The sequence below is a fragment of the Pseudomonas sp. UC 17F4 genome (assembly GCF_900101695.1).
In the GTDB taxonomy this organism is placed as follows: Bacteria; Pseudomonadota; Gammaproteobacteria; order Pseudomonadales; family Pseudomonadaceae; genus Aquipseudomonas.
In genome coordinates, this window is the sequence record NZ_FNKV01000001.1 from 2,609,691 (window position 1) to 2,626,680 (window position 16,990).

At 60.3% G+C, this 16,990-nt stretch carries 22 protein-coding genes; 19 read left to right on the top strand and 3 right to left on the bottom strand.

Translation table 11 applies throughout. The annotated features are described in order from the left end of the window. The first annotated feature begins 3 nt into the window (after positions 1–3). The 17 genes from BLR26_RS12140 to BLR26_RS12215 are packed head-to-tail and all read left to right on the top strand — an operon-like array spanning position 4 to position 12,956. On the top strand, positions 4–453 hold the full coding sequence (locus tag BLR26_RS12140) for a phage protein (RefSeq protein WP_093380851.1): 450 nt from the start codon (positions 4–6) through the stop codon (positions 451–453). Continuing rightward, positions 453–665 (top strand): TraR/DksA family transcriptional regulator, encoded by a 213-nt coding sequence (locus BLR26_RS12145; protein WP_093380854.1) that lies wholly within the window; start codon positions 453–455, stop codon positions 663–665. Before BLR26_RS12140 ends, BLR26_RS12145 begins: the two co-directional genes overlap by 1 nt. After that, on the top strand, positions 662–868 hold the full coding sequence (locus BLR26_RS12150) for a hypothetical protein (RefSeq protein WP_093380857.1): 207 nt from the start codon (positions 662–664) through the stop codon (positions 866–868). The genes BLR26_RS12145 and BLR26_RS12150 overlap by 4 nt, the downstream gene beginning before the upstream one ends. Next, a complete protein-coding gene (locus BLR26_RS12155) occupies positions 865–1,389 on the top strand; it encodes a lysozyme (RefSeq protein ID WP_093380860.1) in 525 nt (174 codons plus the stop codon). Before BLR26_RS12150 ends, BLR26_RS12155 begins: the two co-directional genes overlap by 4 nt. Further along, positions 1,386–1,883 (top strand): lysis system i-spanin subunit Rz, encoded by a 498-nt coding sequence (locus tag BLR26_RS12160; RefSeq protein WP_093380863.1) that lies wholly within the window; start codon positions 1,386–1,388, stop codon positions 1,881–1,883. Before BLR26_RS12155 ends, BLR26_RS12160 begins: the two co-directional genes overlap by 4 nt. Next, the gene (locus BLR26_RS12165; RefSeq protein WP_093380866.1) at positions 1,873–2,166 is read left to right on the top strand and encodes a putative phage tail assembly chaperone; all 294 of its coding nucleotides are present in this window, start codon (positions 1,873–1,875) and stop codon (positions 2,164–2,166) included. The genes BLR26_RS12160 and BLR26_RS12165 overlap by 11 nt, the downstream gene beginning before the upstream one ends. A gap of 20 nt (positions 2,167–2,186) precedes the next feature. Further along, the gene (locus BLR26_RS27700) at positions 2,187–2,333 is read left to right on the top strand and encodes a DUF6890 family protein (protein WP_371128673.1); all 147 of its coding nucleotides are present in this window, start codon (positions 2,187–2,189) and stop codon (positions 2,331–2,333) included. A gap of 6 nt (positions 2,334–2,339) precedes the next feature. After that, on the top strand, positions 2,340–4,697 hold the full coding sequence (locus BLR26_RS12170; RefSeq protein WP_093380869.1) for a phage tail tape measure protein: 2,358 nt from the start codon (positions 2,340–2,342) through the stop codon (positions 4,695–4,697). Continuing rightward, positions 4,697–5,014: a DUF2590 family protein gene (locus BLR26_RS12175; protein WP_093380872.1), complete on the top strand. Its 318-nt coding sequence runs from the start codon at positions 4,697–4,699 to the stop codon at positions 5,012–5,014. Before BLR26_RS12170 ends, BLR26_RS12175 begins: the two co-directional genes overlap by 1 nt. Beyond that, a complete protein-coding gene (locus tag BLR26_RS12180; RefSeq protein ID WP_093380875.1) occupies positions 5,011–6,183 on the top strand; it encodes a baseplate J/gp47 family protein in 1,173 nt (390 codons plus the stop codon). The genes BLR26_RS12175 and BLR26_RS12180 overlap by 4 nt, the downstream gene beginning before the upstream one ends. Continuing rightward, positions 6,180–6,704, top strand: a complete 525-nt coding sequence (locus BLR26_RS12185; protein WP_093380878.1) for a phage tail protein — start codon at positions 6,180–6,182, stop codon at positions 6,702–6,704. The genes BLR26_RS12180 and BLR26_RS12185 overlap by 4 nt, the downstream gene beginning before the upstream one ends. Before the next feature lie 9 nt (positions 6,705–6,713). After that, entirely contained in the window at positions 6,714–9,128 is a 2,415-nt protein-coding gene (locus BLR26_RS12190; protein WP_093380880.1) for a phage tail-collar fiber domain-containing protein, read from the top strand. A 7-nt stretch (positions 9,129–9,135) separates the two neighbouring features. Further along, positions 9,136–9,843, top strand: coding sequence for a DUF4376 domain-containing protein (locus tag BLR26_RS12195; protein ID WP_093380883.1), 708 nt, complete (start codon positions 9,136–9,138; stop codon positions 9,841–9,843). Beyond that, positions 9,840–10,763 carry a hypothetical protein gene (locus BLR26_RS12200; RefSeq protein WP_093387431.1) on the top strand — a complete coding sequence of 308 codons (924 nt, stop codon included), beginning with the start codon at positions 9,840–9,842 and terminating at the stop codon, positions 10,761–10,763. Before BLR26_RS12195 ends, BLR26_RS12200 begins: the two co-directional genes overlap by 4 nt. Beyond that, positions 10,760–11,311 (top strand): baseplate complex protein, encoded by a 552-nt coding sequence (locus tag BLR26_RS12205; RefSeq protein ID WP_093380885.1) that lies wholly within the window; start codon positions 10,760–10,762, stop codon positions 11,309–11,311. The genes BLR26_RS12200 and BLR26_RS12205 overlap by 4 nt, the downstream gene beginning before the upstream one ends. After that, complete coding sequence (locus tag BLR26_RS12210; RefSeq protein ID WP_093380888.1) at positions 11,308–12,012, top strand: hypothetical protein; 705 nt, start codon at positions 11,308–11,310, stop codon at positions 12,010–12,012. Before BLR26_RS12205 ends, BLR26_RS12210 begins: the two co-directional genes overlap by 4 nt. Continuing rightward, the gene (locus BLR26_RS12215; protein ID WP_093380891.1) at positions 11,985–12,956 is read left to right on the top strand and encodes a hypothetical protein; all 972 of its coding nucleotides are present in this window, start codon (positions 11,985–11,987) and stop codon (positions 12,954–12,956) included. Before BLR26_RS12210 ends, BLR26_RS12215 begins: the two co-directional genes overlap by 28 nt. Positions 12,957–12,963: 7 nt before the next feature. Here the strand turns inward: BLR26_RS12215 and BLR26_RS12220 are convergent, their stop codons facing one another. The 3 genes from BLR26_RS12220 to BLR26_RS12230 all read right to left on the bottom strand — a co-directional run bounded on the left by BLR26_RS12220 (position 12,964) and on the right by BLR26_RS12230 (position 15,337). Continuing rightward, entirely contained in the window at positions 12,964–13,623 is a 660-nt protein-coding gene (locus tag BLR26_RS12220; protein WP_093380894.1) for a hypothetical protein, read from the bottom strand. 31 nt (positions 13,624–13,654) lie between these two features. Next, positions 13,655–14,515 carry a DUF4238 domain-containing protein gene (locus BLR26_RS12225; protein WP_176794238.1) on the bottom strand — a complete coding sequence of 287 codons (861 nt, stop codon included), beginning with the start codon at positions 14,513–14,515 and terminating at the stop codon, positions 13,655–13,657. 441 nt (positions 14,516–14,956) lie between these two features. Further along, positions 14,957–15,337: a hypothetical protein gene (locus BLR26_RS12230; RefSeq protein ID WP_093380900.1), complete on the bottom strand. Its 381-nt coding sequence runs from the start codon at positions 15,335–15,337 to the stop codon at positions 14,957–14,959. A gap of 568 nt (positions 15,338–15,905) precedes the next feature. On the opposite strand from BLR26_RS12230, the gene BLR26_RS12235 reads away from it, so the two are divergent. Next, entirely contained in the window at positions 15,906–16,109 is a 204-nt protein-coding gene (locus tag BLR26_RS12235; RefSeq protein ID WP_093387434.1) for a hypothetical protein, read from the top strand. A 400-nt stretch (positions 16,110–16,509) separates the two neighbouring features. Then, on the top strand, positions 16,510–16,971 hold the full coding sequence (locus BLR26_RS12240) for a hypothetical protein (protein ID WP_093380903.1): 462 nt from the start codon (positions 16,510–16,512) through the stop codon (positions 16,969–16,971). Positions 16,972–16,990 lie beyond the last annotated feature (19 nt).

Below are 16,990 nucleotides of genomic sequence, written 5' to 3' on the forward strand. Positions count from 1 at the left end.
CCCATGGCCAAGATCGGTGGCATGAACTTCGATATCAACGTGGGTGACCTGAAGGTCCACGTTGAAACCGCAACCCTCGATATCACGGATAACAGCGCTGTTGCCCAAACCCGGGGCGTGCCTGACGGCTACGTCGCCGGCGACGTGGCGGCCAGCGGTGAGATGGAACTGGACACCACCAACTTCAACTTGCTGATCGAGGCCGCCGGCAAGGCCGGTAGTTTCCGCAAGCTCGACGCTTTCGACGTGCTGTTTTTCGCCAAGACGCCGACGGACGAAATCCGCGTCGAGGCCTTCGGCTGCAAGGTGAAAATTTCCAGCTTGCTCAACATCGACTCGAAAGGTGGCGAGAAGTCGAAGCACAAGGTGCCGTTCGACGTCACTAGCCCGGACTTCATCCACATCAACGGCGTTCCATACCTGGATGCTGCAGAGATCGAGGGCCTGAGCTGATGGCTTGCCCGTTCGATCGTGCCCAGGCCCTGGAACAGCGTCAGCGTGACCAGGCGATCGCCGCCCAGCTGGCCCGGGCGCGCCCGACGGGCCCAAGCCTTACCCACTGCCAGGACTGTGACAACGAAATCCCCGCAGCACGCCAGGCGCTGGGCGGCATCCTGCGCTGTGTGCCGTGCCAGTCCATTTTTGAGAAGGAGGGGCTGCGATGAGCACGAATCAGGCCGCCCAGGACACCGCCATTGCAATCGTAAAAGCCTCACCCGCCATCGGCGTGGCCGCGACCGGTGCGACGGGTACCGTTGACTGGTCAGCAGTGGCCTACATGCTGACTGCGCTTTACATGGTGTTGCAGATCCTGCTGTTGGCGCCCAAGTACCGCCAGATGTTGCGTGACTGGAAGCGCAAGCCATGAGCCTGCGCCACAAGATCGCCACCGGTGCCATCGCGCTGGCCAGTGCCTCGTTGGTCGCTTTTCTGGGCAAGTGGGAAGGCGAAGGCCAGAACGTGGTCTATGCCGACAAGCTGGCCCGGGGCCTGCCCACTGTCTGCAAAGGGATCACCCGTCACACCAGCCCTTATCCAGTGATCGTCGGGGACTACTGGTCGCCCGAGCGCTGCGCCGAGGTGGAGCAGATGGTGGTCGAGAAAGGCCAGCTGGGCCTGGCTGATTGCCTGACGAACCCGCGCATCAGCCAGGACACTTTCGACGCCCTGAGCAGCCACGGCCACAACGTCGGCACGCCATCCACCTGCGCGAGTCGCGCCGTGGGGCTAATCAACGCCGGGCGTATCGCCGAGGGCTGCAAGGCGCTGGCCTGGGGCGCGGATGGGCGGCCTGTGTGGGCCTACGTCACCGATGCCCAGGGCAAAAAGGTGTTCGTGCCTGGTTTGCACGCGCGCCGAAAGGCTGAAGCGAAGTGGTGCGCTCAATGACTGTGCCGCCGATCCGCCTTGCCCTGGTCGTGCTGCTGTCTGGCGTGCTGGCGTGGCTGGCGATCGATCGCCTGGTCAGCCAGCGCGACAGCGCCAGGCTTGAGCGCGACAACGCTCAGTTCGAACGTGACGGCCTGCGCCAGGCTGCCCGCATCACCGGCGAGCGCCTGGCGATCGCCGCCGACAACGACCGCAAGAACACCCAGGAACTGACGGATGCCCTCAATAACAACCAGGAGCTGCGCCGCGCTGTTGCTGATGGCGATCAGCGGCTGCTCGTCAACGCCACCTGCCCAGCCCATGTGTCCACCAGTGCCGGCACCGGCGGCGTGGCTGATGCTGCCGGCGCCGAACTCCGAGCAGACGCTCGATCGGATTATTTCACCCTCAAGGATCAGCTCGCCCTCAGCCGGCAAATGATTCTCGGCCTGCAGGACCACGTCCGCAGCTTTTGCACTACCCAAACCCAACCTGGAGCACACCATGAGCAATGACCGTACTGAGATCACCCTGGAAGTCGCTGGCAAAGACTTCGAATTCACCGTCGACCCGGCTGTGATGAGCAAATACATCAACAGCCTGACCCAGAACAACAAGGTCGCACCGGCCAACAACCTGCTGATGAACACCATCGCCCAGGAACAACGGGCCGAACTGAAGGGCCTGCTGGGCAACAACCCTTTGACCACCCTGCAGATCGCCGGCGCCCTGGTCGAGGAATACTCGCCGACCATTGAAATCTCCGTAAAAAAGCACTCGGCCACGCTGAACGCCTGACCGAGGACGGCCTGGGCCAACTGCTGGCCCTGGCTGCTCGCTGGCTACCTGGTGAGTCGCCCACGGTGGAAACCATGGGCACCGCCAAGTGGCTGGAGGACGAGTACTGGCGGCGAATGGAATTCGTCGTGGCGAACGGCATATCCCGAGCATTCAACGGTAACTGACCACACATGAGCGCGAGCACATCCAGCCGCCTGGATTTTATCCTGAGCTTGACCGACAAGGTCACGGCGCCGGCAGCCAAAATCTCGGCAACCTTTAACGACCTGGCTGCCCAGGGCGAAGCCAACATCAAGCAGATGGGCCTTGGCCTGGGTGGCTTGATTGGCGCCGCTGCAGGTATTTCCGGGTCGCTGGAGCCAGCGCTGGAGATGAACCGCGCCCTGGGCGAAGTCCGCTCGCTGGGAGTTGCCGAGGATGCCCTGGATGCCCTCAACAGCAAGTCCTTGGAGTTTTCCGTGGCCTACGGCGAGAACGCCCAGGCCTTTGTTGCTTCGGCCTACCTGATCGAAGGGGCCATTAAAGGGCTCGCCGGCGAGCAGCTGGCTACCTTCACCAACACCAGCAACGTCTTGGCCAAGGCCACCAAGACCGATACCGAAACCATGGGCGAATACGTCGGCACGCTCTACAACCTGCAGAAACAGCAGGCCGACGCCATGGGTAAAAGCGAGTGGGTCGAGCGCCTGGGCGGCCAGACGGCCCTGGCGGTCCAGCTGTTCCGTAGCAGCGGCGCGGCGATGAAAGACGCCTTCAAGGAGGCGGGTGCCATCGCCACCGCTGCCGGCGTGGACCTGGCCGAGCAGATGGCGGTGATCGGCACCTTGTCCAGCACCATGGAAGGCGGCGATGCCGGCGGACGCTACAAGGCGTTTTTCGAGAACATCGAGAACGCTTCGGAAAAGCTGGGCATGAAGTTCACCGATACCAACGGCAAGGTGCTGCCCATGCTCGACATCCTGGCCAAGCTGGAGGGCAAGTTTGGTGACCTGGGCAATGCCGCTGCCAACAACAAACTGGTGGAAGCATTTGGCGGGGAGGGAGCCCAGGTAATCGGCGCCCTGGCCAAGGACACCGGGCGCTTGCGAAACGGCATCGAGCAACTGGGCAAGGTCAGGGGCCTGGAGCAGGCCGAGAAGATGGCCAAAGACATGGTAGACCCATGGCAGCAGTTCGGGGCCGCTGTGCAGGCTTTGCGGATTGCCTTCGGCCAGGCGTTGATTCCGATCCTTCAGCCGCTGATGGATCGTCTGGTGGGCATCGGTAAAACCCTGGTGCGCTGGACCCAGATTTTCCCGAACATCACCCGTGTGATCGGGATCGCCGTTCTGGCTGCATTGGCGATAACCGCCGCGATGAGCGCGCTAACCCTGGTCGTCGGTATCAGCAAAATGGTTTGGATGGGCGCGACCGTGGTCTGGTCCCTGTTCACCTGGACGGGCTGGAAGAGCATTGCCATGTTCGTCGCGCACACCCTCCAGGGCGGCCTGTTTATCGCCCGCATCCTGGCCATGATCGCGGTCATGGGCTTGGCCAAAGGCGCCATGCTGCTCTGGCAGGGCGCTATCTGGCTGGTCAACGCGGCGATGATGGCCAACCCCGTCGCCCTGGTGATTGTCGGCATCGTCGCCCTGATCGCCGCAGTGGTCGCGGTCGTCGCCTACTGGGACCAGCTGGTATCGGCCCTGGTGAACACCGCCGCGTTCCAGTGGGTGGCCGACCAGGTGCAGGCGCTGGGCGCCTGGTTCGACTCCATGGGCGGTTGGATGGGCATGGCCAGGTCGGCCTGGGACGGCATCGTGTCGATCTTTCAAAAGGCAATCAACGGCCTGATCGAGATGCTGAACAAGATCCCGGGCGTCAACATTGAAACCCGCTTTGGCGAGCTGCCAGAACCGCCACAGGTGCCGGAGATCCCTGGCCAGGCTGTGCCGGTCGGCGTTATGCCTATGGCCGATCCGCTGCCACTGCCGGCAGCCAAGGCGCTGACCCAGGTGCAGCCCGCTGCGCCGCTGGTAACCCCTATGCCGGTCGCCGCTACGCCGCCGGCACCGGTGGCCAAGGCCATGGAGCAACAACCCCAGCTCAAGCTTTTGCCGCCACCGGTGGCGGCATTGCCTGCCCAGGTTGCCAATCCGGCTCCTGCTGTGCCGGCGGCGCCGGCATTGAAGCTGGTAGCCCCGACGCCGGCACCGCTGGCCAACCTGCCGGCGTCGGTACCGGCACAACCTGAGGCGATCGGCCCAACGCTCAAAGCCCTGGCTTCGATGCCAGCGCTGCCGGTCCAGGTGCTGGCAGAAAGCCCGGTTGACCAGGTCGAGCGCAACCGCGAGCGCCTGGCCCAGGCCGCACCCAGCCTTTCACCTGTGAAGCCAGCGGCAGTGCCGCAGGGCGGCCTGATGAGCAGCATCCAGAACCACAGCCAAAGCCAGGACCGCCGTATCCAGGTGGAAAAGGTGGAGATCCACACCAGCAAGCCTATGACCCCGCTGGAGCTGGAAAACATGGTCAGCATGGCGGTGGGCTGATGAGCGAATACATAGACCTGCTGATCGAGGGCAACGACCTGGTGCTGGACCCTTCGCGTCAGCCGCGGCTGATCGAGGACCGGGGCAGCATCGCCCAGGACATCGCGCACATGATCCGCGAGAGCGGCCTGCTGGTAACCCTGCTGGGTGAGCGCAGCCGCCAACGCCAGGCCGACTGCATCCTGCAGCTGGAGCTGTTGGTGGAGGCCGACGAACGCCTGGTGCCAGGCACGGCGCGGATTTTTCTGGACCGGCCCGGGGTGTACCTGGTCACGGCCAAGACCATGCAATTTGGCGACATTGAGGTGTTTTTGTGAGTGACGTTGATTTTCGCCAGGCGCTGATCGATGCCGGCATTCCCACGACTGAAGCAGGCCTGCGCCAGGCCTGGGAGGCCGAGGTGGCCGCCCAGGGCAGCAAACTGAGCAACACCAGCGCTTACTCGCCGTTCTGGCGCCTGGTCACCGCCCTGGTGACAAAGCCGGTGCTGTGGATGATTGCGCTGTTGAGCGACACCGTGCTGCCCAACTTCTTTGTGAAGACGGCCAAAGGTAGCTGGCTGGATATGCTGGCCTGGGCCGTGAACATCGAGCGCAAGGGCGCCACAAAGACCCAGGGCACGCTGCTGTTCACCCGGGAGAGCACCGCCGGGGATCTGCAAATGCCCGCCGGCGTGGTGGTGCAGTCCGCCGCGATCAACGGCCACGTCTACCAGCTGAAGACCACTGAAGACGTGGTGTTCCCCGATGGCCTACTGCAGGTGGCGGTCCCGGTCGAAGCCCTGGAAGTCGGCAGCGGTTACAACCTGGCGCCCGGATATTACGCCATCCTGGTCGAACCCATTCCGGGGATCGCCCAGGTGGTCAACGTTGACGGCTGGATCACTGCACCAGGTGCAGATCCTGAGCCGGACGACCAACTGCGCCTGCGCACCCGCAACCAGTTCAGCGCGGTCAACCAGTGGCACACCGATGCCGTCTACCGGGCAATGATCGCGGCCTTTCCTGGTGTGCGACCGGATGGCGTGTATTTCGAGCACGGCGCCCCGCGTGGCCCGGGTAGCGCCAATGCCTACGTGCTGTTTGATGCAGACGTGCCGGCGGCGACCTTTCTGCAGCAGATCAACGCCTACGTCCGCGACGGTGGCAATCATGGCCATGGCGACGACCTCCTGGTCAAAGTGATGCCCGAGACGCTGCATGACCTGCGCGTGACCATCTGGCCCAGGGCGAACATGACCGACGAGAAGCGCCAGGCACTACAGGACGGTATCGCGCTGTTCATCCGGGCCGCATTCCGCGAGAGCACCGCCAGCGACTACCAGCCGACGCTGACCTATCCGCAATCGCGGTTTTCCTTCAGCCGCCTGGGCGAAGAACTGCACCAGGAGTTCGCCGACATCGAGTCGCTGCGCTTCGACAACACCGACATCGTGTCGCAACTGAACATCCCGCGAATCAAAAGTCTGCAGGTGGTGCTCGCATGATCCGCCTGAAACTGCCGTTCTGGCTCGGTGGCCCCGAGCTGGCCAAGCTCAAGGAATCCGCCCAGGCCTGGTGGGAAAAGGTGGAGAACTGGCTGCACTGGCCGCTCCAACAGATGGACGCGGAAACCTGCCATGCAACCGTGCTCGATCTGCTGGCCTGGCAGCGCGATATCAGCCGCTTCAATGGCGAGCCGGAAAGCCTGTACCGCTTGCGGGTCAAGCACGCCTTCATCAACGCCAAGGACGCCGGCAGCACCTCCGGCCTCAAGCGCATCCTGCACCGCCTCGGCGTGGGTTATGTCGAGATCGAGGAGCGTTTGCCCGATCGAGACTGGGACGTCGTGCTGTTGACCCTCTCCGACTCGCAGCTGTCGCAGAACCCCGAGCTGATGCGCGTGCTGATCCAGCAGTACGGGCGCACCTGCCGGCGCTACGACTTCGTCACCGTCACCCCGCTAACCCTGCGAATTTTCGCAGCCGACTTTAACGACGATCAGCAGACGCTGGTCGCCAGTCTGTAGGAGCCCGCCGTGGCTAGAATCACACTCGCCGGCGAAAGCCTGATTGCCCAAAAGCAGGGCAGCAAACAAGCCTTGATCATGGCGAAATTCATCTTTGCCAACGTGCCCGGGCTCGACCCCAAAAAGCCGATCGACCGGGCCGCGCCCAAGCCGCCGGCAAACCAGATCGTCTACACGTACCAGATTCCGGCTGAAAACACCGGCTACGTGAACCCCAACCAGGTCGTATACAGCTCGCAGCTGGGCAGCGATATCGGCGACTTCGACTGGAACTGGATGGGCCTGGAAACGACAGAGGGCGTGCTGTTCGCCGTGGCATACGTGCCGCTGCAGCAGAAGCGCAAGAACATCCCGCCGCTGCAGCTGGGCAACAACGTTACCCGTAACGTCCTGGTCGAGTTCAACGGCGCCCAGGAGCTAACCGGGATCACCATCGACGCCAAGACCTGGCAGCACGACTTCACCGTGCGCCTGGCCGGCATCGATGAGCGTGAGCGCCTGAGCAACCGTGACGTGTTCGGTCGGGCGACCTTCCTGGGCAGCGCGTTCCAGCTGGAAAAAGTCGGTACCGCGTACCAGCTCAAGAGCGGCCAGGCTTACGTCGAAGGCATCCGCATTGACCGCCCGACCTTGTGGCCGGTGACCGTTCCAGCCGTGCCGACAAAGGCCTGGATGGACGTCTACCTGCAGCGCCAGGGTAACGACGTTGTCGCCGCGTTTTCCGTGGTGTTCGGTGCGAGCAAAGTGGACTACACGGACAGCGTCGGCAACAAGCACTATGTGGTGCCGCTGGCCGACTTACCCAACACGACGACCATTACCGACCTGCGCGCCACCGAGCCCGTCGCCGGCGACCTGGTGCGCCATTTTGCCGCCCGCAATGGCGACTATCCGCAGCTCCGTGCCCGGGCCACCACCAAGGACGACGTGGACCTGGGCAACATCCCGAACGCAATCAGCCATGACGCGAACAACAACAGCCAGGCGGTTTTGCCGACCACGGCCATGGTTCAGGCGGTGCGCGCCATCCTGCAGAACGCCATCAATGCGATTATTTCGGGCGCCTCGATCGCGGGCAGGGCTGCGAAGCTGGCCACGGCCCGGACGATCAGCCTTACCGGCAGTGCCAGCGGTAGTGCCACGTTCGACGGCTCGGCAGATGTCAGCATTGCTGTCACGGTGGATCCGGCCAAGCACACCCATACCATCGCGCAGACCACCGGCCTGCAGGTTGCCCTGGATGCGAAGCTGCCTCTGTCTGGCGGCACTGTTACCGGGAAGACGGGCTTTCACCTGGGCATCAATGGTGGCTATGGGGGCGGTAACGGTGGCAGCGATGATTGGGGCGCCTGTGTGTGGGGCCTCGGCCCCGGATACTGTGGCGGCGGTGCAAGCGCGACGTACGAACCGACCGGCAGTTACGGAATGTCCTGGCTGCGCGCCAGGCACCCAGTCGCCCTAGGGCTGCCCACCCCTGTAGGTGAAGGCCTCTACCTTTTCCAGAATGGTTCCCTTCGATCAGCGATCGCCTCATCTGGGGTGTGGACCGCAGGGAAGTACTACGGAAACGGTGAAGGTCTTACGAACCTCAACGCCAACCATCTGAATGCGGGCACAGTGCCCGTGGCTCGCTTGTCAGGCGCCTACAACATCAACATCGGCGGCACCGCCGCAGCAGCGTTCAGGTGGACATATCCACGAACTATCACCTTCACCGGCGGCGCCACCGGCTCCGTGTCCATGGATGGAACCTCAAACGTCAGCGTAGACCTGACGGTTGCGCCGGCGGCGCACACCCACGTCATTGCCCAGGTTTCAGGCCTTGAGGGTGAGCTGCTTGCAGCGGCACCGCCGGGAATGATCGCCCCGTTTGCGATGGGCTCGGTACCGGCGGGCTGGCTCCGGTGTAACGGTGCAGCGGTTTCACGTACCGCCTATGCGCGTCTGTTCGGAAGGATCGGCACGCACTACGGGGTAGGTGACGGTAGCAGCACGTTCAACCTGCCAGACCTCCGGGGCGAGTTCATTCGTGGTCTGGACGAAGGTCGCAACGTAGATGCTGGCCGTCCAATCGGCTCGTTTCAGGCCAGCCAGAACCTGAGCCACGCTCACACGGCCACCGTCTCGACAGATCCCGGGCACGCGCACACCGTCAACGGCTCGACTTCAAGCAACGGCAGCCACACCCACAGCGTCAACATGGGCGGCTATGACATTGCCGGTGCTCACCCGCCGATCACTGCACCTGGTGCGGCAGCGGAGTGGACCGCCGGGGCTATTTCCGTCGCCGGCGATCACACCCACACCTTCAGCACCACTTCCGTCGCTGCCGGCGTTCACTCGCACACCGTCGCAATCGCCCTCAACGGGGGCGTAGAAGCCAGACCGCGCAACGTGGCGCTTCCTTACTGCATCAAATACTGAGGCCGCTATGACCACCAAGACCGTTTACCAAACCGATCACCTCGGCCTGTATGCAGGCCCTGCGCTGGCTGACCCGTCGCCGATGGAGCCTGGGGTGTGGCTCATTCCGGGCGCTTGTGTTGAGGCCGAGCCACCGACCGTGCCCGAGCACAAGGCCGCACGCTGGAACGGCGAAGCCTGGGAAGTGGTGGACTACTTCCAGGGGCTGGTCGTTTACAGCATCACCACCGGCGAACCGCTGACCCTGGAAGGCATGGAGCCAATCCCCACCGGCTACACCGTGAAACAGCCCGGACCTGACCAGGTCTGGAAAAATGGTCAGTGGGTGGACGACAACGCGGCGATCCTGGCCAAGCTGTACCCGCAGAAGTTGGACGAGATCAACAGCGGCTGCACCCAGTACATTGAAAGCGGGTTTTATTCCAATGCCCTGGGCGAGCCACACCGCTACAGCAGCAGCCTGGAGGACCAGGTGAACCTGACTGGGCTGATTTTCAGCGGCCTGGATAGCGGGTATGCCTGCATCGACGACGACGGTGCCCGGGAATTTCGGCCCCACACCAGTGCGCAACTGCACCAGGTGAACCAGGACCTGGTCGTCTTCAAACAGACCGCCTTGCAGCACGCCGATCGCCTCAAGCGCGATCTGGCGCAAGCGCTCCAGGACAAGAAACTGCGCGCAATGCGGGCCATCAAATGGACGGCGCCGGCATGACCTGGTCACCGGTACAAATGCGCTGGCCAGTCGAGGCCACGCAATGGATGAACCAGCTGGGCGCCGCCCAGGACATCGCCGGCAAAGAGCTGGCCAGCACCGGCCAACGCCTGGCCGGGCTGCAGAGCATCGCCACTACCAATCCGGGGCCGGTCGGGGCCGCCGCCCAGGGCGCGATCGAGGCCGGGCGCCAGGCACTCGCCGAGCAACTGGGCGAGGCGCCGGCCTGCCTGGTGGTGACACCGTTCCAAAGCGGAATCGGCCAAGGCCGCGGCTACCAGCGTTTCCTGTCTGCGCCCAACCTTGTCCAGGAGCTGGCCAGCAAATTGGTTGATGCCACCGACTCAGGCCGGCCACAAGGACCGCAGCACGCCCTTTGCCTGCTGTTCCTGGCAACCCGTTATGACCATCTGGCCGCGAGCCTGGCCCGCTTCAATGCGCTGATGCCGATACCCGAGCTGGTCCGCACCGAGCGCCGGGCCCGCCACTTGGCGAAGCTGGAAACAGAAAAGTGGGAATTACCAAACGCCGGCCCGCTGCCCCGCTGGCAAGCCTTGCCGCTGGAGCGCTGCACCGTGGTTAAGGCCGCCCAGCAATCCATGGCTGGCCAGATCGCTGTCCTGGAGAGCTACGCGGCCGACAGCTCGCCGATCGGGGATCTGGCCGCGCTGGCCAGCCGCAAGGCCGCACAGCAGCGCGATCGCGACCAGACCCTGGCCGACCTGCAGGCGCTGCTCAAGGACGGCCAGGCAGATACCAGCATCCGCGCGCGGATGATCGGCCCGGGCAGCAGTGCCGAGCTGCGCCGTGCGCTCCTGGAGAGCGAGCCCCCGGGGCACGAATGGGTGGCCAGCGCCGGCGTTCTCCTGGTCGGCTCTGACAAGGGCCTGAGCTTTGTTCGCGAACTGGTGGGCTTATGAGTCGATTGCTGCTCGATGGCGAGGCGGTCCAGGGCAAGACCCTCAAGATCACCGCCAACATGCGGATTGAAAGCGACGACCTGTCGGGGCAGACCAGCAACACCGAGACGGCACACAAGGGCTTCAAGCCCAAGACCCTGACCGTTACGCTGACCATTCCCTACGTCGATCACCCGTGGTTGCGTTCGCTCATGCGCCTGGCCGAGGCCACCGAAGGCGGTGGCCAGCTGAAAACCTATCGCGTGGTCAACGACACCGCCGCCGCCTTCGGCATGCGCCTGGTGCAGTTCGCCGATGGGGTCAGCGCCCGGGAAGACGACATTTTGCGATGTTGGCGGGTGCAGTTCGGTTTGACCGAGAAGAAATCGAACCCGGAAAAAGTCGAGAAGCGCCGGCCCAAGAATGGCGTTACCGCGCAGTCCGGGCCCGGGGCTGCGGTCGGCGGTGCCGAAGGTGCCAGCGGCGAAGGCAGCGCCGGGGGCCAGGGCTTGAGCGGCTTTGAAGCGACGTTGAAACAGGTGGATGACTGGCTTGGGGGCAACAAATGAAACTGCACCAGGTACTGACTGTTGCCGGCGTTTCGTATGACCTGGTCCAGGCCGATGTTCGGCTGGAGCTGCGCAACCCCGGGCGGGCCACTTTCACCGTCCAGGCCGGCGCACCGCTGAAGGGGCTGGTGACGCTCGATGTCGGCTACAACGACAGGCCGCTGCAGCGCCACTTCATCGGCTATATCGAGCGCTGCACAGCGGCCAACGCGGTGCAGCAGGTGCTGTTCTGCCGCGAGCTGGCCGCGATCCTGGCCAAGCCCTTGCCGATGAACCTGCGCCATGTGGATCTGCGCGGCGTGCTCGAGGAGGTGGGCCGCCACACCGGCCTCAAGTTCCGCGTACCCGAGCGTCCTTATGCGACGACCAGGGCACCGTTTTTCTACAGCCTGGCCGCCGGCTATCAAGCGATGGAAAGCCTGGCCCAGGTGTTCAAAATCCCCGACTTCATCTGGCAACAGCAAGGCGATGGCGAGGTTTTTGTGGGCAGTTGGGCAGACAGTTTCTTTGCTGCCCGCCCTGCATTGCCGCTGCCCGCCGAGCTGTTCGACAGCTACCAGGGCAACCAGAGCGCGATGATTGCGGCCCTGCCCGGGCTGCGACCAGGTGCAACAATCAACCAGGGCGAGCGTGTCACCCATGTGGCGCTCGCCGGCAATCAGATGGCGATCAAATGGAAGATGCAATCCGGCGCGCAGTAGAGCGCCAGTTTCCCGAAATCACCGGGGGTTATCACCTGCCGCGCTTCGGTCGAGTGGTCGCGGTGCCGGATGCGCCCGCGGCGCCCGGGCTGTGTGATGACTTCCGCCCGCGCTTCGGCGTGGACGTCCAGGTACTGCTACCGGACGGCGAGCCCGACCCGGCCCTGCCGGTGTTCAACAGCCTGCCGCTGCCGGCCCCCATGGGCGGCCAGGAAGCTGGCATGTTCGGCTTCCCCGAGGAAGGCACCACCGTGGTGGTCAGCTTCGCCTACGGCCTGCCGCACAAGCCCTTTATCCAGCAGATCCTGCCGCACGGCCTGAGCCTGCCCCGGGTGCCGAAAGGTGACCAGGTATGGCAGCACAGCGAAGCCTGCCAGCAGCGTGTCGATGCCGACGGCAACTGGCTGCGCCAGACTGATGGAAAGATTCAGGACAAGGCGACCGAGCGCGAGGTGGAGGCCATGGCCAACACAGAGAGCTTCCAGAGCCACACCAGGGACGTTGCCGACCATTCGACCGAGTCAGTGGGTGGGGTGAAGAAGATCGAAGCCCTGGGCGCGCTCAAGCTGCTTTCCGGCGGATCGGCCAGCCTGGCCGCCGTGGATGATCTGCACCAGGCCACGGGCCGCGACTACAACCTGGTGATCGGCCAGAAGCACAACGCCACGGTGGGCGGGGATATGCGAGAACAGATCCAAGGTCTGCGCCGCAGCGTGTCTCAGGTCAGCCAGCATCTCGTTGCGCCTAAAACATGGCTTGGCTCAGAACAAGTGAATGTCTTGCGAGTCCTGTGCGATTTAATCGACTTGGTGGAACGCATGAACACTGAAATTTCAAGTCACTCTCATGGGTCAAGCCCACTACCAAATAATTCCGAGAAGTTTATAGACGGCGCATCCGAAAGTATCGTTTTGTCTACTCAGCTTAAAGAAATATCTATGTGATTTTCTCTCAGAGTTTAAGGGTTCGATTGTTTTCTTCAGCATTCTCAGATAGGGATGTAAATATAGCAATTTCTTCAGGGTTCAATCCCAAGGCTTCCAGCTGCTCTTCAGGAGTATTCTTAAATTGTTTCTTGTCGTCTTGAAAGCTCTGACATAGTGCATGCATTGTTCCAGCCAGCCCCACCGTGCTAACTAGTTCTGCAGAAAGTATAAACAGGTCGTGAGACTTTTCATTTATGATCATATCTAGGTGGGAGTTCATCTCATCTAAGTTTTCAATCAATAAGTGCACCCAGTACCGTTGATTGGTGCTGAATTTATGAGCTAGCTCTATGAAATGTTCGCTTAGATAAAAAGCACTGAGCTTTGCTGGTAGTTGGTGGCTGGTTGGTCTTCTGTGGCGGTTTATTTCGCCCATGATTCGAATTGATTCGCATATTAGTTTGTCAAGTGCGTGCTTTAGTCTTTGTATGTCTTCATCGCAGCACAGCAGCTTATTTTTCACTGCTTTGCTTTCTTTCCGGTTGCTCGTAAATTGGTTTAGCGCGTAACCAAAAAAAGTACCAAGAAGAGTTCCTGCGACTGGGATTATCTTATCTATATGGTTGCTCTTGGGTTTTATTAATTCCATATAGCTTAGGCAAAGGCTGAAGCTTTCTATATCCATTGGGGTTTCCTAGGTGTCCGATTTTAGCTGATTAGATCGTAATGTGCTGGTGGTCGGATGAGTATTTCTTTACCAGTCTCTCGATTGCATCAGAGTTGGTACATGAAAAAACTCGATCTTTGGCGGCTCTGACGATGCCCCGGTTGAAATGCCGTGTTTGTATTGGTGATTGCTTAAATGCTTCGATTGGTTTTGTGCCGTGATGGGTGCAGACTAATGCCAGGTCTTTTCTTAGAGGTATCAATAGCTCTGCAAAAGGGCTGCATGGGCCAACTATTTGTTTTCCACCAATGACTACCGGATTATCAGAAGTGAGAAATGGAACTGAGTCAGCAGCTTGAAAGAATTGCCAGTTCTTACCTAGAATGCTCTGGGCGACTTGGTGCGCCACTTCTAGCATTGGACGTAGTGATACCCATGGCTTGGCCTCTACTTTAGTTAAATTGTCACTCAGGGCTTTACGTAAACGCTCGTCGTGCTGGGCAAGATGGCTAATTTCTATATTTGCTATTTGTGAATATAGATTGTTGATCCCATCTCTAAAACTCGGGCCGCGGGTCAGGGTTAGGCCGATAAAATATGCGAGTTTTCCTTTTTCCTCATCAGTTATGTTTGGCGTGGTTCCAGGGGTTATCCTAAGCTTCTTTATTAGAGAAGGTAGCTCGTTGTCAACTGTTCTGGATAGAGTCTTCTCCATAGAGTCAGAGTCTCGCTCCCCGGATTCTGTCTCTTGTTCGTAATAATAGTCTAAGTACCCGAATGCTTTTACAGAGTCGCGTTTTCGGCGTCTGCCCTCGCGCTTGTCATACGCCCATATGAATGGTTCCCCTTCGACTTCAGAAAAGCCTTTTAAATATGCCTGAGGCACAAAGTGCTGCCGCTTTGTGGTCATAAACATCACCTCATTGGGTACTGGCTTCGACTGTCCTTTCTATCTTACCAATGAAAATTCATGAGTATCTGAAAAAAAATTGGCAGAAAATCACTTATCCCCCTCCCGCCGACGGGCTTTTCGTCGCTAAAAAGTGCAAACCCCTGTCGTGGTGCGATAGGGGCCCCAGCCCAGGCCTGCTGCGGGCCTTGGACGGTGATCCGCCATTGCATTGAGTGCAAAGTTTTGAAAAGAAATGTCATGCGTTTGCAGGGAACGCTGTGGCGTCCTGAGCGAGGTGGCAATTCTGAAGGCCCCGGCCGGCCTGAGGGGAATTTGAAAAAATGAGCGAATGCCCGTGTTTTCATTTTTAGTGCAGCTCAGAAACAGTGGGCACTGAGGGCCAGGCTCTACCAGGTGGGGAAACGCTCAGGGGCTGTAATGACGAGGGCTGTAGCAGGTTCAACGGTCTCCAGAACTTTTCACTTCTTTGCTTTCGGCCAATAGCTCCGCATGCGGGAGGTTGGCTTCGTTTACCAGGCGGCGGTGCTGATCCTCAACGACCGGGTGGAGGAGTTTTTTTAGCAGTTCGGCCAGCTTGAGGGCAGTTTCTTCGCACATTTTCTTAGCCGTGCCGGCGCGAGCTGAAGGACGGCAAATTTCACCTGCGGAGACGCCCAGTGTTGCCAGCACGCCGCATACATATCCATCCAGAAACTCTGCCTTGTCAAACAGCACCCGACTCTCAGGGGCTTCCTGGTAGTCCCAATCCACCCGCCAGTATCGGCCCTCTTTCGTAACTTCGATCTTGGGTAATGCGGGGCGCTGAGCAGGGGCTTTCATCGACGTCTCCAAGTGGGGAAGGGGGATCTGAAAAAAGAGGGATATGGGTGGGGGCGGGCGGTAAATGGCGCTGTAGGCCCCGGTTTTACTGGGCTTGAGATATTACAGGCTGAAGGGATATGGAGGGATATGAAAAGGGATATTTTTGCTAAGTCGTTGATTTTAAAGGGTTTTAAGATTTTGGAATATTACCTTTTGAAAGAGTAATAGTATCTCTCCCATATCCCTTGAATATCCCTCTTTCGCAAAACCGCTGAAAGCCTTGATCTACAAGGGCTGTAGCCGATTTTGCCAAGGTATATTACTAATATTACTCTTTTTTCGTGCCCCCACAGATTTTAGCGGGAAAACCTATGGGCAGGCTGCTGACGAGTCTTCGCCGATGCTGACGAACGTTTATTGCAAACGTCCCCCAACTGATCGCAGTCATGTGCACGCACCGCTGGAGGCCATGAAAACAGTGGAGCGGGTGAGGGGAATCGAACCCTCGTTGTCAGCTTGGGAACCTGACGCCGTTGGTGAGCTGGCTACACTGTTGATTCGCACGTGCGCAAAGGAGGAAGGGGAAATGGACGATCTTGAGGAAAAAATGAGAGTTGGCCAGCCACTCCTGGATGAGGCAATGCAGGCATGGCGCTCGTATGAAGAGGCTAAAGGAGTTAAGCCGGCGGAAGAAGTCGAGGGTCTTCGAGTGGCCGCAGAGGCGTTGCTGGGAGCCGTATCGTACTATCAACAGAAAGTACTAGGTGGTTCAGCTCCGGTGCTTCATTGAGCCAGGTTGGTACGAAACTGGTACAGATGTCCGGGATGGTGGTGCTAGCCCTTTACTTTCAGGGGTTTGACGTTAAGTAGGCCCAATCCATCATAGGCGCAACGCTGAACCGGCGGGACGGCTCAGGGCGCGGGTTTACTGGGGTTGAGGCGGATTCTAGGGGCATGTTCTACGACGCATTTGCAGCCATTCAGGGGTGTTTTGCTTTGCACGGTTTGTTACAGCTTGCCGGCGCGAAGCAACAACAGGGGTGCGTTAGTCTACCAAGAGTGCCGAGTGTTCGCTCGTAAGCAGTCTACGATGAGAGGCGTTTCGTACAGCCCCTGAACAGGGCTCATGTAACCCGACAATGCGCCGATACCGTGCTGCGGAAAGTCCATAAAAGGCAGGAGCCTGAACATTGTTCGAACACATCTGGCGCAGCATCCATTCCCCGGGCTACTTCCCCAACGTACTGGAATGGATGATCGATATTCTCCTCAACCCGTTCATGATGGTTATGTGCCTGATGGTCGGGGCGCTGGCCGGTAAAGGGTGGCGAGCCATCCCCTACGGCAGCCTCACCTGTTATGTGCTGTTCCTGAGCCGCTCGCCATTCTATCGGTGGGAAAGCATTTTTCCCGTAGCCGGGCTGCCTGCGCTGTTGATTGATGGCGCACTGTTGGCCCTGCTCGGTTTCTATTTGAAGGGCGTACTCAGAACCCGCTCAGCAGCAAGACCCGAAGGTCATTGGTTGCGCTGGCTTTATCAAAGCCTGAAGGTTGTCATGCTGACAATCGTGGTGGTGTTCTGGGTACTCGTTGTGCTGTTTGTCTTGATCTTCACCGTCTCGGTCGCTACCCAACCGTCACTGGCGCACTGACCCAATTCCTGCTTGGCAA